The 15,049-nt window shown below is 73.6% G+C and carries 13 protein-coding genes; 9 read left to right on the top strand and 4 right to left on the bottom strand.

Features of this window, described 5'->3' with window-relative positions; all coding sequences use genetic code 11:
• The first annotated feature begins 39 nt into the window (after positions 1 to 39).
• The 3 genes from ACZ7J0_RS18975 to ACZ7J0_RS18965 are packed head-to-tail and all read left to right on the top strand — an operon-like array spanning position 40 to position 4,063.
• Complete coding sequence (locus ACZ7J0_RS18975; RefSeq protein ID WP_470888724.1) at positions 40 to 2,079, top strand: putative cobaltochelatase; 2,040 nt, start codon at positions 40 to 42, stop codon at positions 2,077 to 2,079.
• The gene (gene cobO, locus ACZ7J0_RS18970; RefSeq protein ID WP_470888722.1) at positions 2,079 to 2,687 is read left to right on the top strand and encodes a cob(I)yrinic acid a,c-diamide adenosyltransferase; all 609 of its coding nucleotides are present in this window, start codon (positions 2,079 to 2,081) and stop codon (positions 2,685 to 2,687) included. Before ACZ7J0_RS18975 ends, cobO begins: the two co-directional genes overlap by 1 nt.
• Positions 2,681 to 4,063 carry a cobyrinate a,c-diamide synthase gene (locus ACZ7J0_RS18965; RefSeq protein WP_470888720.1) on the top strand — a complete coding sequence of 461 codons (1,383 nt, stop codon included), beginning with the start codon at positions 2,681 to 2,683 and terminating at the stop codon, positions 4,061 to 4,063. Before cobO ends, ACZ7J0_RS18965 begins: the two co-directional genes overlap by 7 nt.
• A gap of 9 nt (positions 4,064 to 4,072) precedes the next feature.
• On the opposite strand, the gene ACZ7J0_RS18960 is transcribed toward ACZ7J0_RS18965, so the two are convergent.
• Complete coding sequence (locus ACZ7J0_RS18960; RefSeq protein ID WP_470888718.1) at positions 4,073 to 4,801, bottom strand: ZIP family metal transporter; 729 nt, start codon at positions 4,799 to 4,801, stop codon at positions 4,073 to 4,075.
• A gap of 74 nt (positions 4,802 to 4,875) precedes the next feature.
• Here ACZ7J0_RS18960 and ACZ7J0_RS18955 point away from each other — a divergent pair, with 74 nt between their 5' ends.
• Together ACZ7J0_RS18955 and cobC are read left to right on the top strand one after the other, a co-directional pair.
• On the top strand, positions 4,876 to 5,313 hold the full coding sequence (locus tag ACZ7J0_RS18955; RefSeq protein ID WP_470888716.1) for a cobalamin biosynthesis protein: 438 nt from the start codon (positions 4,876 to 4,878) through the stop codon (positions 5,311 to 5,313).
• Positions 5,314 to 5,573: 260 nt separating this feature from the next.
• Positions 5,574 to 6,686: an Rv2231c family pyridoxal phosphate-dependent protein CobC gene (cobC, locus tag ACZ7J0_RS18950; protein ID WP_470888714.1), complete on the top strand. Its 1,113-nt coding sequence runs from the start codon at positions 5,574 to 5,576 to the stop codon at positions 6,684 to 6,686.
• Positions 6,687 to 6,776: 90 nt separating this feature from the next.
• Here the strand turns inward: cobC and ACZ7J0_RS18945 are convergent, their stop codons facing one another.
• Positions 6,777 to 7,733, bottom strand: a complete 957-nt coding sequence (locus ACZ7J0_RS18945) for an SCO1860 family LAETG-anchored protein (protein ID WP_470888712.1) — start codon at positions 7,731 to 7,733, stop codon at positions 6,777 to 6,779.
• A gap of 373 nt (positions 7,734 to 8,106) precedes the next feature.
• Here ACZ7J0_RS18945 and ACZ7J0_RS18940 point away from each other — a divergent pair, with 373 nt between their 5' ends.
• Positions 8,107 to 10,260, top strand: coding sequence for a penicillin acylase family protein (locus ACZ7J0_RS18940; RefSeq protein ID WP_470888710.1), 2,154 nt, complete (start codon positions 8,107 to 8,109; stop codon positions 10,258 to 10,260).
• Complete coding sequence (locus tag ACZ7J0_RS18935; RefSeq protein WP_470888708.1) at positions 10,250 to 10,873, top strand: GNAT family N-acetyltransferase; 624 nt, start codon at positions 10,250 to 10,252, stop codon at positions 10,871 to 10,873. Before ACZ7J0_RS18940 ends, ACZ7J0_RS18935 begins: the two co-directional genes overlap by 11 nt.
• Here ACZ7J0_RS18935 and ACZ7J0_RS18930 read toward each other — a convergent pair.
• Complete coding sequence (locus tag ACZ7J0_RS18930; protein ID WP_470888706.1) at positions 10,863 to 11,948, bottom strand: amidohydrolase family protein; 1,086 nt, start codon at positions 11,946 to 11,948, stop codon at positions 10,863 to 10,865. The genes ACZ7J0_RS18935 and ACZ7J0_RS18930 overlap by 11 nt on opposite strands.
• An 80-nt stretch (positions 11,949 to 12,028) precedes the next feature.
• Between ACZ7J0_RS18930 and ACZ7J0_RS18925 the strand changes: the two genes are divergently transcribed.
• Positions 12,029 to 13,129 (top strand): pyridoxal-phosphate-dependent aminotransferase family protein, encoded by a 1,101-nt coding sequence (locus tag ACZ7J0_RS18925; RefSeq protein WP_470888868.1) that lies wholly within the window; start codon positions 12,029 to 12,031, stop codon positions 13,127 to 13,129.
• Here the strand turns inward: ACZ7J0_RS18925 and ACZ7J0_RS18920 are convergent.
• Complete coding sequence (locus ACZ7J0_RS18920; RefSeq protein WP_470888704.1) at positions 13,110 to 13,991, bottom strand: LysR family transcriptional regulator; 882 nt, start codon at positions 13,989 to 13,991, stop codon at positions 13,110 to 13,112. The two genes, ACZ7J0_RS18925 and ACZ7J0_RS18920, sit on opposite strands and share 20 nt — an antisense overlap.
• Positions 13,992 to 14,524: 533 nt before the next feature.
• On the opposite strand from ACZ7J0_RS18920, the gene ectA reads away from it, so the two are divergent.
• Complete coding sequence (gene ectA, locus ACZ7J0_RS18915) at positions 14,525 to 15,028, top strand: diaminobutyrate acetyltransferase (RefSeq protein WP_470888702.1); 504 nt, start codon at positions 14,525 to 14,527, stop codon at positions 15,026 to 15,028.
• Positions 15,029 to 15,049 lie beyond the last annotated feature (21 nt).

The following is a 15,049-nucleotide window of genomic DNA, read 5'->3' as shown; positions in this document are numbered from 1 at the left end:
GCGACCTGAACGACCGCGACTTGAAGGAGCGATCACCCGATGAGCACCCGGTATCCGTTCACCGCCGTCGTCGGCATGGACGACCTGCGGCTGGCGTTGTTGCTGAACGCCGTCAGCCCGGCGGTGGGTGGTGTCCTCGTACGCGGCGAGAAGGGGACCGCCAAGAGCACCGCCGTGCGGGCCCTGGCCGACCTGCTGCCCGAGGTGCCGGTGGTCGCGGGCTGTCGCTTCAGCTGCGATCCGGCGGCTCCCGACGCGCAGTGCCCCGACGGGCCGCACGCGACCGGCCCGGCCGCGTCCCGTCCGGCCCGGATGGTGGAGCTGCCGGTGGGCGCGTCCGAGGACCGGCTCGTCGGTGCGCTGGACATCGAACGGGCGCTCTCCGAGGGCGTGAAGGCCTTCGAGCCGGGGCTGCTCGCCGCCGCGCACCGGGGAATCCTGTACGTGGACGAGGTCAATCTCCTCCACGACCATCTGATCGACCTCCTGCTGGACGCGGCCGCGATGGGCGCCTCGTACGTCGAGCGTGAAGGCGTCTCCGTACGGCACGCCTCGCGTTTCCTGCTCGTCGGGACCATGAACCCGGAGGAGGGCGAACTGCGGCCGCAGTTGCTGGACCGCTTCGGGCTCACGGTGGAGGTCGCGGCCTCGCGCGAGCCGGAGCTGCGGGTCGAGGTGGTCCGGCGCAGGCTCGCCCACGACGACGATCCGGCGGCCTTCGCGGCGCGCTGGGCCGGCGAGGAGACGACGCTGCGGGAGCGGATCGTGGCCGCCCGGGCGCTGCTGCCCCAGGTGCGGCTGGGCGACGCGGCGCTGCTGCAGATCGCCGCCACCTGCGCGGCGTTCGAGGTGGACGGCATGCGCGCGGACATCGTGATGGCGCGGACGGCGACGGCGCTGGCCGCGTGGGCGGGGCGCACGGAGGTCACGTCCGACGACGTTCGGCAGGCCGCGCTGCTGGCGCTCCCCCACCGGCGCAGGCGCAACCCCTTCGACGCCCCCGGTCTGGACGAGGACAAGCTCGACGAGACGCTGGAGGAGTTCAAGGGCGAGGAGGAGGGGCCGGGCGACGACGACCCGGACCCGGGTCCCGACGGCGGCGGCCCCGGCGGTGGGGGCGGTGTGCCGCCCCAGGGCGACGGCCCCGACGGCGCGGAGGCGCCGGAGAGCGCGCGGTCGGAGGAGAGCGCGCCGCCACCGCCCCCCGGTGGGGGCGCGGGCGAGCGCGCGCCCGTGAAGGCCGCCGAGCCCTTTCGTACGAAGATGCTGAGCGTTCCCGGGCTGGGCGAGGGCGCGGCGGGCCGCCGCTCCCGGGCCCGTACCGAGCACGGCAGGACCACCGGGTCGCGGCGGCCGCGCGGGGCGCTCACCAAGCTGCATCTGGCGGCGACCGTGCAGGCGGCGGCTCCCCATCAGCGGGCGCGGGGCCGGTCGGGGCCGGGGCTCGAGGTGCGCCGGGACGATCTGCGGCAGGCCACCCGCGAGGGCCGGGAGGGCAATCTGGTCCTCTTCGTCGTCGACGCCTCCGGGTCGATGGCGGCCCGGCAGCGGATGGGCGCGGTCAAGGGCGCGGTGCTGTCGCTGCTGCTCGACGCGTACCAGCGGCGCGACAAGGTCGGACTGGTCACCTTCCGGGGCAAGGAGGCGGAGGTGGCGCTGCCGCCGACCTCATCCGTGGACGCGGCCGCCACGCGTCTGGAGCAGCTGCCGACGGGTGGCCGGACGCCGCTGTCCTCCGGGCTGTTGAAGGCGCACGACGTGCTGCGGGTGGAGCGCCTGCGCGATCCGTCGCGCCGCCCCCTGCTGGTCGTCGTCACGGACGGCCGGGCCACCGGCGGCGGCGCCGACCCGGTGGCGCTCGCCGCACGGGCCGCCCGGCTGCACGCCTCCGAGGGCACCGCGTCGGTCGTCGTGGACTGTGAGACGGGACCCGTGCGGCTCGGTCTCGCCGGGCAGCTCGCCCGGGATCTCGGCGGCGCCGCCGTCACGCTCGACGAGCTGCGCGCCGACAGCATCGCCGGACTGGTCAGAGACGTGCGGGCCGGACAGGCCGCGCAGACAACGAGGAGGGCCGCTTAATGCCGCAGGGACAGCCGACCGTCGTACCCGAGGACGGTCTCACCACCCGCCAGCGCCGCAACCGGGCGCTCGTGATGGTGCACACGGGTGTCGGCAAGGGCAAGTCGACGGCCGCGTTCGGCATGGCGCTGCGCGCCTGGAACCAGGGCTGGCCGGTCGGGGTGTTCCAGTTCGTCAAGTCGGCCAAGTGGAAGGTCGGCGAGGAGAACGCGCTCAAGGCCCTCGGCGCCACCGGCCTGGGCGGGACCGTCGACTGGCACAAGATGGGCGAGGGCTGGTCGTGGATCCAGCGCGCGCCCGCCGAGGGCGAGCAGTCGCACGAGGACAAGGCCCGCGAGGGCTGGGAGCAGGTCAAGCGCGACCTCGCGGAGGAGAAGTACAAGTTCTACGTCCTCGACGAGTTCGCCTACCTCCTGCACTGGGGCTGGATCGACACCGCCGAGGTCGTCCAGGTGCTGCGGGACCGGCCCGGGCAGCAGCATGTGGTGATCACCGGCCGCAACGCCCCGCAGGAGCTCGTGGACTTCGCCGATCTGGTCACCGACATGTCGAAGGTCAAGCACCCGATGGACGCGGGTCAGAAGGGCCAGCGGGGCATCGAGTGGTAGCACGTCTCGTCATCGCCGCGCCCTCCTCGGGCGCGGGCAAGACCACCGTCGCGACCGGCCTGATGGCCGCGTTCGCGCGGCGGGGCATGGCCGTCTCGCCGCACAAGGTCGGCCCGGACTACATCGACCCGGGATACCACGCGCTGGCCACCGGCCGGCCGGGCCGGAACCTCGACGCGTTCATGTGCGGTACGGATCTGATCGCGCCGCTCTTCGCCCACGGCTCGCGCGGCTGTGAACTGGCCGTCGTCGAGGGCGTGATGGGGCTCTACGACGGCGCTGCCGACCAGGGCGAGCTGGCGTCCACGGCGCAGGTCGCCAAACTGCTCAGGGCGCCGGTCGTGCTGGTCGTCGACGCCTCGTCGCAGTCCCGCTCGGTGGCGGCCCTGGTGCACGGCTTCGCGTCCTGGGACCCCGAGGTGCGGATCGGCGGGGTGATCCTGAACAAGGTCGCCACCGACCGCCACGAGCATCTGCTGCGGGAGGCGCTGGGCGAGTCGGGCGTCCCGGTCATGGGGGTGCTGCGGCGCGCCCCGGCCGTGGCGACGCCGTCGCGGCACCTGGGCCTGGTGCCGGTCGCCGAGCGGCAGGCGGCCGCGGTGGCGGCGGTGGCGGCGCAGGCCGAGCAGGTACGGACGGGGTGCGACCTGGACGCGCTGCTGGCGCTGGCGCGTTCGGCGCCGGATCTGTCGGACGAGGCGTGGGAGCCCGGGGCGGCGGTGGGGGCGTCCGGGTCCGCCGCGGGGCTCGTGCCCAGCGGGCCGGCCGGGTCCGGGCGTCCCGTGGTCGCCGTCGCGGGCGGCGCCGCGTTCACGTTCTCGTACGCCGAGCACGCCGAGCTGCTCACCGCGGCCGGCGCCGAGGTCGTTCCCTTCGACCCGTTGCACGACGAGCGGCTGCCCGAGGGCACCGCCGGACTGGTCATCGGGGGCGGTTTTCCCGAGATGTACGGCTCCGAGCTGTCGGCGAACGCCCGTCTGCGCGAGGCCGTCACCGCGCTGGCGCGCAGCGGCGCGCCCGTGGCCGCGGAGTGCGCGGGGCTGCTGTATCTCGCCAGGACGCTGGACGGGAAGCCGATGTGCGGGGTGCTGGACGCCGACGCGCGGATGTCGGAGCGGCTGACGCTCGGCTACCGGGACGCCGTCGCGGTGAGCGACAGCCCGCTGGCCGCCGCCGGCACCCGGATGCGGGGGCACGAATTCCATCGCACGGTCATCGAGCCCGGTGCCGGGCCGGCGCCGGCCTGGGGGCTGCGGCAGCCCGAGCGGCGTGTGGAGGGGTTCGTCCAGGGGAGCGTGCACGCCAGCTATCTGCACACGCACTGGGCGGCGGTTCCGGGGACCGCCGGCAGATTCGTCGCGCACTGCCGGGTGTGAGCGGCGATGTCAGCCCTCCGACAGGCCCACGACGAGCCAGATGAACGCCACTCCGGCGACCGTGCACGCCAGTGTCGAGCGCGCCGGGTGGTCGTGGTGGGCCTCGGGAAGGATCTCCGCGGCCGCGAGGTAGAGCAGCGCGCCGCCGAAGAAGCCCAGGTAACCGCCGAGGAGCTGTTCCGGGAGCGTGAAGAACAGCGTGGAGGCGGCGCCGACCACGGGCGCGAGGGCGTCGGCGACGAGCATCGCGACGGCCTTGCTGCGGGCGTTCCCGTAGAGGCTGGTGATCGTGTAGGTGTTGAACCCGTCGGCGAAGTCATGAGTGATGACGGCGAGCGCGACGGTCGCGCCCATGCCGCCGCCGACCTGGAAGGCCGCGCCGAGCGCGACACCGTCCATCAGGCTGTGCCCGACCATCGCGGCGGCGGCGGTCAGGCCGACCTGGGGGACGCGTTCGTCCCTGGCGACCCCGTGCGCGGCCTGCCGGACGGCCAGCAGCCGCTCGACCAGGTGCGCGAGCAGGAAGCCGCCGACGAAGAGCAGCAGCGCCTCGGGGACGCCGAAGACATCGCCGCCCGCCGCCTCCATCGCCTCCGGGAGCAGGTCGAGGCCGACCACGCCGAGCATCAGGCCCCCGGCCAGCCCCAGGACCAGATGACGCCGGTCGGTGACCCGGCCGGCCGTCCAGCCGCCGAACAGCGTCATGAGGAACGCGCCGAGCGCGACGAATACGGCCATGGGCCTTTGCTATCCGATGGAGGGGGCCGCGCGCACATCCGGCTGTGCCGTGTGTCCCTGCCGGGGGCGGTCCGGTGAGCGGGCCGGGAGGGCTGGTGATCGGCGTGGGTGCCGGTCGCGGTGTGTCCGTGGACGAGGTGACGGACCTGATCGAGGCGGTGCTCCGGGACGCGGGCCTGGCGTTGACGGCGGTGGTCGCGGTGGCGACGGTCGACGCGAAGGCGGCGGAGCCGGGGGTGGCCGGGGCGGCGGCGCGGCTCGGGGTGCCGTTGCGCGCGTATCCGGCCGAGCTGCTGGCCGGGGTGGCGGTGCCCCATCCGTCCGGGGCGGCGCTCGCCGCGGTGGGGACCGCTTCGGTGGCGGAGGCCGCGGCGCTGGCCGCCGGCGGTGAACTGGTGGTTCCCAAGCGGAAGTCGACACCTCTGGGGCGGGTGGGAAGGGCGACCTGTGCGGTGGCCCGTGTCGACGGACCGGTCGACTCCCTTCCCCCAGGCCCCCGGGGACGTCCATGATGTACGGGTTTACCCTCGCTGAACCTGGCTCATCCTCGCGATTGTTGTCCGAGGGACACGGGTACACCGCTGAGAAAACGGCGTTCGCCGCGCCCCTTTTCACGGTGGTGTCCAGCGGGCGCCCCGCCCGACGCCGAGTGCGGTCCGCCGATGTCGTCGGATCCGCCGCGGAGTTACTCCCCCGGGAGTCGCTCCACCGGCAGGCCGTCCCCGACGGACTGCCGTCCACCCCCCAACCCCCCACCCACACCACGGCGGCCATGTATACGCACCCTGACGTTCACGACGTCCACGACGGTCATGCCGGCATTCCTCCTGCCGATGGCGTCCACGATCTGCGCCACCACGGTGACGCGGAGGTACGGGACGAGAAGCTGATCGATCTCGCGGTCAATGTCCGCGACCACACTCCTCCGGAGTGGCTGCGGCAGCGGATCGCGGACTCGCTCACGGGGCTCGCGGCGTACCCGGACGGCCGGGCGGCGCGCTCCGCCGTCGCGGCGCGCCACGATCTCCCGCCGGAGCGGGTGCTGCTGACGGCCGGCGCGGCCGAGGCGTTCGTACTGATCGCCCGGGCGCTTCCGGCGCGGCGGCCGGTCGTCGTGCATCCGCAGTTCACCGAGCCGGAGGCGGCGCTTCGGGACGCCGGACACCAGGTGACGCGGGTGTTGCTGAGCGAGAGGGACGGCTTCCGGCTGGACCCCGCCGCCGTGCCCGAGGACGCCGATCTGGTGGTGATCGGCAATCCGACCAACCCGACGTCGGTCCTGCATCCGGCCGGGACGATCGCCGCGCTGGCCCGGCCGGGACGCACGCTCGTGGTCGACGAGGCGTTCATGGACGCGGTGCCGGGCGAGCGGGAAGCGCTGGCCGGACGCACCGATGTGCCGGGGCTCGTGGTGCTGCGCAGCCTCACCAAGACCTGGGGGCTCGCGGGGCTGCGGATCGGCTATGTGCTGGCCGGGCCGGAGACGATCGCGGCGCTGGAGCGGGCGCAGCCGCTGTGGCCGGTGTCGACACCGGCGCTGGCGGCGGCCGAGGCGTGCATGACGCGGGCGGCGCTGGCGGAGGCGGAGCACGCGGCGCACCGGATCACGGTGGAGCGGACCCATCTCCTGGCGGGACTCGCCGAGTTCGACGAGGTCCAGGCCGTCGAGGCGGCCGAGGGGCCGTTCGTCCTGGTGCGGATGGAGCGGGCGGACGCCGTACGGGAGAGGCTGCGGGGGCTCGGTTTCGCGGCCCGTCGCGGTGACACGTTTCCCGGCCTGGGGACGGAGTGGCTGCGGCTCGCGGTGCGGGACCGGGCGACGACGAACCGCTTTCTGCAGGCGCTGGACCAGGCGCTGGTGATGGTGGGCTCCGCGAAGCGGTAGACGCGCCCGATGGGTGCGCCCCGGTCGAGGTGTTCCTGAGCGCGGCGTCCGCCCCGGCGGGCGCCGCGCTCAGGTGCGTATGGCCGTCGCTCAGCCGCGGGCGCGTGCGCGGGCGCGGGTCAGCACGAGGGCGCCGATGCCCGCGCCGACGAGCAGCAGGGCGCCGCCGGCCACGTACGGCGTGGTGGAGCTGCCCCCGGTCTCGGCGAGGTTCTGCCGGGTGGGTTCGCTGCCGCCGTGGGCGGTGACGCCGGCGGTGGTGGGCTCGCCCTTGTCGATGGGCGTGTCCGAGGGCTTGTCGCTCGGCTCCTGGGTGGGCTTTCCGTCCGGCTTCGGCGACTCACAGGTCGCCTCGGCGAGCGTGACCACGCCGTTGACCTCGGCCACGTTCAGCTTGAGCGGGTTGACCGACACCTTCAGTTCGAGCGCGGTCGCCGCTGCCGTGCGCGAGGTGGTGCGCGTCTTGGACAGGTCCAGGGTCACCCGTCCCACGCCCGGGACGTCGACCCGGGTCGTGCCGCCGGTCGAGAGGGTCACCTTCTTGCCGAGGACGGTGACATGGCCGAGCAGGTTGGACTCGGCGACCGGCCGCCTGCCCGCCTCGCAGACCGCCTTCGAGGTCACCTTCTCGATCTCGACGAGGGAGAGCAGGGGCAGCCCGGGCAGGTGTACGCGGGCCTTGGCGAGGTTGGTGTAGCCCTCGGCCTTCTTCTTGTCGACGGTGGCCCTCGCGGTGGCCACGTCGGCGCGCAGCACGCTGAACGGCTTGCCCTTGTCGACTCCGTCCAGTTCGACGGTCAGCGCCGTCTTGTCGGCGTTCGCCGGCGCCTTGACCTCGTTCAGCGTGGTGTCGAGCGGCACGTTCACGGTCTTGTTGAGCAGGGAGACGTCGAGACCGGTCCGCAGGACGACAGCGCTTGCGCGTCCCTCCCCGCCGGTGGCGTGCGCCGAGGGAGCGGCGAGAACCACGGGCCCGACGGCGAGTGCCGCCACGGCCGCGGCGGCGGCGGAGCGGCGTGCGGGCAGGCGGAAGGTGTTGCTGTTCAAGATGGTGGAACCCCCACAGGAGACATGGCGTCGCCCCGTCGGCCCACGGGGACACGTGGGCACGGCGACTTGAGACACCGGAATCTTTACGCACGGAGAGTGAACTCACGTACACCTGAGGTGAGTTCACCCCAAAGGGGTGTTTCCGCGCTCACATTCGAATATTCCGGCACAGGCGTTCCACCTGACCTCGCGCGTCACCCCGGCCGGGGTGCGACGGAGTGGCGACCAGGAAGAACGCACAAAGTGCTTTAACGAGGGCGTTGAAACACGGTTACGGCGGGTCAACCCGACGATCATCCCGGGGCGGCGGGTCGGAGGTCATCGGGCCGTGTAATAGTTAGGGCAGCCTTACCTAAGAGATCGGAACACTGTGAGCATCGAGGCCTACCGGGACGCCTGGGGGATCCCGCATCTGCGGGCCGCCGACCCGACCGAACTGGCTTTCGCCCAGGGCCGCCACACGGCCTTGGACCGGGCATGGCAGCTGGAGGTCGAGCGCCACCGGGCCCAGGGCAGTACGGCCGCCTTCCTCGGCGCTGACGCCGTCGGCTGGGACACGTTCGCCCGGCAGGCGCGGCTGGCCGACACCGCGCGGCGCTGCTTCGAGAACCTCGACCCCGAGACCGCGGCGTGGGTCACGACGTACGTGGCCGGGGTCAACGACGGGCTCGCCGACGGTGCGGACCGGGCGGGCGAATTCGCCGCCACCGGACTCGCGCCCGGCCGCTGGGAGCCCTGGACGCCGCTCGCGGTCTGGCTGTCCACGCACATCCTCTTCGCCGGCTTCCCCACCAAGCTGTGGCGCGAGGAGGTCGCGACGCGCCTCGGCGAGGAGTGGACCGGGCTCTTCGCCACGGACGGTCCCGGCACCTCCGGCAGCAACGGCTGGCTCGTCGCCGGCGACCGGACCACCACGGGCGCGGCGCTGATCGCGGGCGACCCGCACCGGTTCATCGAGGCGCCCGGGGTCTACCAGCAGATCCATCTGGCGTGCCCCGAGTACGACGTGGTGGGGTTCGCCGTCCCGGGTGTTCCCGGTCTGGCGCACTTCGGGCACACCGGACACGTCGCCTGGGCGATCACCAACGCCATGGCCGACTACCAGGATCTCTACCGCGAGCGGCTGCGGCGCGTCGAGGGGCGGGTCGAGGCGCTCGGCCCGGACGGCTGGGAGCCGGTTCACGCCCACACCGAGACGATCGAGGTGGCGGAGGCCGAGCCGGTCACCGTCGAGGTGCTGGAGACGGACCGCGGCCCGGTCGTCATCCAGGCGCCGGAGGGCGACACCGCGATCAGCCTGCGCTACCCGCCGCGCGTGACCGGCGAGTCGGGCTTCACCGCCCTGCCCGCCCTGCTGGCCGCGCGCACGGTCGCCGACGTGGACCGGGCCTTCGACCGCTGGGTGGAGCCCGTCAACGTCGTCCAGGCCGCGGACACCGCGGGCGGCCTGCTGCACCGCGTGGCGGGCCTGGTCCCGCGGCGCCACGACGACAACCGGCTGCGGGTCGTCCCCGCGTGGGACGGCGCGCACATCTGGCACGGCCGGTACGAGCCGCTGCCGCGCGCGGAGGTCGACGGCGTGGCGGTGATGGCCAACCAGCGGGGGTTGGCCGGGCCGCTGGGCGTCGAGTTCGCGCCGCCGTACCGCGCCGACCGGATCTCCGAGCTGCTGTCGACGGAGAAGTCCTGGTCGGCCCGTGCCCTGACCGCCATTCACATGGACACCCGGCTCGCCTCATCCGGCCCGCTCCTGAAGGTGCTCGCGTCCCTGGGGCCGCTGCCTGAGCCGGCCCCCGTCCTCTCCCCCGGTCCGGCTCTCACCCCCGCCGCCGGACGCCTGCGGGCGCGACTCCTCGACTGGGACCGGCGGATGGACGCCGGGAGCGCCGATGCCGGGGCGTACGCGGCCGTGCGGCACGGCGTCGTACGGCGACTGGCCGCGCACCCCGCGCTCGCCGGGCTCGCGGAGCCGCTGCCGTATCCCGCCCTGTTCCAGCCGTGGCTCGCGCTCACGCCGCGCGTCGGCTTCGCTCTGGAGACCCTGCTGACGGCCGGCCCCGTCCCCGCCGAAGACGTCGCCACGCTCGTGCACGAGGCCCTGGAGGAAGTGGCGGCCGGGGAGATCCCACCGGTCTGGGGGGCGTCGCACCGGCTGGCGCCGTGGGCGGCGCTGGACGAAGGGGACGACGACCAGTGGCCCGGCCTCGACGGCGACCACGACTGCGTCCTGTCCACGTCGAGCGTGCCAGGGCTCACCGACCGCAGCGCCCGGGGCCCGGCGGCCCGCTATGTCTGGGACCTGGCCGACCGGGACAACAGCCTCTGGGTCGTGCCGTTCGGCGCGTCCGGCGTCGCGGGCGACCCGCACCGGCGCGACCAGCTGCCGCTCTGGCTGCGCGGAGACCTCGCCCCGGTGATCACCGACTGGCACCGCCTGAGCCCACCGCACCACCCGGCCGGGGCCCCCGCGGCCCCCGAGACCCTCAACACCGCCGAGACTGCCGAGGAGCGTCATGACCACTGACCCGGTGACCCGGCCCGCGACCGGGCCGCTGACCGATCCTCCGCCGGGGCCGCCGGCCGAGGCCGTCCACGAGCAGACCGTCGACGGCTTCGGGACCGTCCGTGTCGCCCCCGTCGACCCCGCGCGGGACGCCGCCCTGATCCACTCCTGGGTCGGCCAGGACCGCGCCAGGTTCTGGGGCATGGCCGAGGCCACCGAGGAGCAGGTGCGGGAGATCTACGCGCACCTCGACTCGCTCACCACCCACCACGGCTTCCTGGTCCGTCTCGACGGCGAACCGGTCGCCCTCTTCCAGACGTACGAGCCCTCGGCCGACCGGGTCAGCGAGTGCTACGACGTCGAGCCCGGCGATCTCGGCGTGCACCTCCTGGTCGCGCCCGCCACGACGCCCCGGCCCGACTTCTCCGGTCAACTCCTGGGCGCGCTGATGGACTTCGCGCTGCGCGACCGCGTCCGGCTGGTCGCGGAGCCGGACGCGGCCAACGAGAAGGCCATCGCCCGGCTGGTGCGGCTCGGGTTCACGCTCGGGCCGCACATCGTGCTGCCGGAGATCGACCTGCCGGAGGTGTACCTCCCGGAGAAGAAGGCGCGGTTGGCGTTTCTCAGCCGATGACCCGGCCGTTCAGGACGACCCTGCGCGGGGCTGCCAGCGCCCTGACGTCCGCGCGCGGGTCCTCGTCGTAGACGACCAGGTCGGCGGGGGCGCCCTCCTCCAGGACCGGGCGCCCCAGCCACTGCCGGGCGCCCCAGGTGGTCGCGGACAGCGCCTCGACGGGCGGAATGCCCGCCGTGACGAGTTCGGCGACCTCCGCCGCGACGAGTCCGTGGGCCAGGGAGCCGCCCGCGTCGGTGCCGACGAAGACGGGGACCCCGGCGTCGTAGGCGGCGCGCACCGTGTCGTACCGGCGCTCGTACAGCCGTCGCATGTGCGCCGACCAGCGCGGGAACTTGGCCTCGCCGCCGTCCGCGAGATGCGGGAAGGTCGCGATGTTGACGAGGGTCGGCACGATCGCCACCCCCCTCCGCGCGAAGAGCGGGATGGTGTCCTCGGTGAGTCCCGTGGCGTGCTCGATGCAGTCGATGCCCGCCTCGACGAGATCGCGCAGGGAGTCCTCGGCGAAGCAGTGCGCGGTGACCCGCGCGCCCAGCCGGTGCGCCTCGGCGATGGCCGCCTCGACCTCGGGCCGCGGCCAGCAGGCCCCCAGGTCCCCCGCGTCGCGATCGAGCCAGTCGCCGACCAGCTTGACCCACCCGTCGCCGCGCCGGGCCTCCCTGGCGACGTACGCGACCAGGTCCTCCGGCTCGATCTCGTGGGCGTAGTTGCGGATGTAGCGGCGGGTGCGGGCGATGTGCCTCCCCGCGCGGATGATCTTCGGCAGGTCGTCGCGGTCGTCGATCCAGCGGGTGTCCGCCGGGGAGCCCGCGTCCCGGACGAGCAGGGTTCCCGCGTCCCGGTCGGTGAGGGCCTGCTTCTCGCTGGTGGCCTCGTCGACGGCACCGTGCTTGTCGAGCCCCACATGGCAGTGCGCGTCGACCAGTCCGGGCAGGACCCAGCCGGACACGGTCACCGCCTCGGCGGCCGGCCGGTCGTAGGTGATCCGTCCGTCGACGACCCACAGCTCGTCCCGTACGTCCTCCGGGCCGACGAGCACCCGCCCCTTCACCCGCAGCACCATGTGATCGCTCATGCCCAGCACTGTACGAGCCCTGCTCTACCCTCGGTCGAGGACCTCAGTGAACACCGATTCCGACCGAAGTGAGCACCGCCGTGACCCACCCGCTGCTGGACCTGCCCCCGCTGACCGCCGCGCGTTTCGCGGACATCGAGCGGCGGGTCGCCGCCCTGCTCTCCACCGAGCAGGACGTGGTGATCACGCAGGGCGAGGCGCTGCTGCCCCTGGAGGGGTGCATCCGCAGCGGGGCCCGGCCCGGTTCGACCGCGCTGAACGTGATCACCGGGCCGTACGGGCAGACGTTCGGCAACTGGCTCCGGGACTGCGGGGCGCGGGTGATCGACCTGGAGGTGCCGTTCCACACGGCGGTGACGGCCGCGCAGATCGAGCGGGCGCTGGCCGAGACCCCGGAGATCGACTTCGTCTCGCTGGTGCACGCCGAGGCGGCGACCGGGAACACCAACCCGGTGGCGGAGATCGGCGAGGTCGTGCGGGCGCACGGCGCGCTGTTCCACCTCGACGCCGTGGCGTCGATCGGCGCCGAGCCGGTGCTGCCGGACGCATGGGGCGTGGATCTGTGCGTCATCGGCGCGCAGAAGGCGATGGGCGGTCCGGCGGGGGTCTCGGCGGTGTCGGTGAGCGAGCGCGCCTGGGCGCGGTTCGCCGCGAACCCGGCGGCGCCCCGGCGTTCGTACCTCTCCCTGCTGGACTGGAAGGAGCGCTGGATCGACAGCGGCCGAAGGGCGCTGCCGCACGCTCCGGCGCAGTTGGAGATGCTCGCTCTCGAGGCGAGTGTGGAACGCGTCGAGGAGGAGGGTCTGGCGGCGCTGATGGCCCGCCACGCCTCGGCCGCCGCGGCCACCCGCGCCGGCGCGTCGGCGCTGGGCGGCGGCCTGGAGCCGTATGTCCACGAGGCACGCGACGCGGCGCCGGTGGCCACGACGCTCCGCGCGCCGTCGGGGACCGACGCGGCCGAGCTGGTGGCCCGGGCGCTCGCCGCCGACCCCTCGGTGCCGCTGGTCGCGGGTGGCGGGGCGCTGTCCAAGGAGATGATCCGCGTCAACCACTACGGCCGGGACGCGACGCCGAAGGTCGTGGAGTCGTCGCTGGCGGCGCTGGGCGCGGCGCTCGGCGAGACGGGCGCGGCGGTGGACCTCCCGGGCGCGCGGCGGGCGGTCACCGGGGCGTGGCGGTGAGCGCGTCGAGCAGTGCCTGTACGGGTGGGGCGGGGGACTCAGCCCGTACGGCGAGCGAGACGGGGACGGTGAGTCCCGGGAGCGTACGGAAGACGATCCGGTCGGTCGGCGGCAGCGGGCCCACCGGATAGAAGACGGTCCACGAGGGTTCGGGGTCTGCGGCCAGCTCGGTCAGCGTCTCCTGGAGCGTGGTGAAGGGCGGCCCCGGCAGCCAGCGCGGCAGCGCGCCGGTGATCAGGTCGTGGAAGGCCGGGTTGGCGTCGCGCGGGGCGAGACGCAGGGGCAGCTCGGCGAGCCGGTCGAGGTCGACGGGGCCGATCGCGGCGCCGGGCCCGTCCACCGGCACGTGGGCGGCGGGCAGCGCCGCGATCAGGGGGTCCGCCCAGAGCGGGTGGAGGGTCAGCCCCTCCGCGTGGCGCAGGGTGCGGACGATCGCCGCGTCGAACAGGCCGGACCGTACGGCGGCGAGCCGGGCCTCCTGGGGTGCCCGTTCCAGCCGGACGCGCAGCCCGGGCCGGTGCGCGGCCAGGGTGTCGAGGGCGCGGTAGACGCGGTCGGCGAACGCCCGGCTCGTCCCCAGCCGCACCAGGCCGTCCGTCCCGGCCGCGATGCCCGCCGCGGTGGCCCGTACCCGTGCGGTGGCGGCCAGTGCGGCCCGCGCCTCGGGCAGGAGCCGCTCCCCCGCCGCGGTGAGCCGCACATGGCGGGTCGAGCGGTCGAAGAGTCGCAGCCCGAGCTCCCGCTCCAGCCGGCCGATCTGCCGGCTCACCGCGGCCTGGACGATGTGCAGCCGCTCGGCGGCTCGCCCGAAGCCGAGCTCTTCCGCCACCGCGACGAAGTACTCCAGCTGACGCAGCTCCACGGGAACGCCCCCACTCATCGCCGTTCGTGATCACTGTGGTGCTCAACTGCTTCGTGGGCGCGCCTGGTTCCCGGGAGGGACGGAAACCCCGGCCGAACGAGCGGGAGGGGACCGCTGTTCCGCCTTCCGGCGGACCGCGGCATGACGGGGGCGTCTGTGAGCGTGGCCGGAGAAGTCACGGCGCGCACTTGCCGAGAAAGCAGAATTGGCCTTGAATCCCGGATAACAGAACGGAATTCACCGGAGATAGCTCACCGCATTCTTCTGCCCGGATTTCCCAGACCTAAACGCAAAGATTTTCACACAGCACCATAAGGGCAATTCGGACAGGCGCCGGGGTGATTTCCATTGTGTGACCGACTCCACATCACCCCTGGTCGGAGGCCCTTTCTGCCCGGATATTTCTGGGCAGATGGGCCTCCCGAAGCGATGGCTCGCGCATCGGCCGCGCCCGCGCGATAACACACTTTCCGCGTGCGCCCAACACCTTCGGGGCATGCAATTTCCGAATGCGATCGGTAAATTCAATCCGCATGACCGCCGCACAAGCAGCCATTGTTCTGGACAGCCCACGAGTGGAGGACGGAGCCGCGATCTGGCGAATTGCCCGCGACTCCGAGGTCCTGGACCTCAACTCCTCGTACAGCTACCTGCTGTGGTGCCGTGACTTCGCGGCGACCTCAGTGGTGGCGCGGGATTCCGACGGCGAGCCGATCGCCTTCGTCACGGGGTACGTCCGGCCGGAGCGCCTGCGGACGCTGGTCGTCTGGCAGGTCGCCGTCGACCACGACCACCGGGGCCGAGGGCTGGCCGGGGTCCTGCTCGACGCGCTGACCGCCCGCACGGCCGGTCTCGGGATCGACACGTTGGAGACCACGGTCACGCCGGACAACACAGCGTCGGACCGGCTGTTCACCTCGTACGCCGAGCGCCGGGGCGCGTCCCTGGAGCGTGCCGTCCTCTTCGACGGCGGGCTCTTCCCCGAAGGGACCCACCAGCCAGAGGTGCTGTACCGCATCGGCCCGATCACCGCCTGAAGCAACCCCGTACCCCCCACC

The sequence above is a fragment of the Streptomyces sp. NPDC038280 genome (genome assembly GCF_055600045.1).
The sequence above is the reverse complement of the archived record's forward strand: the minus strand, read 5'-3'. Positions and strand labels throughout refer to the sequence as shown.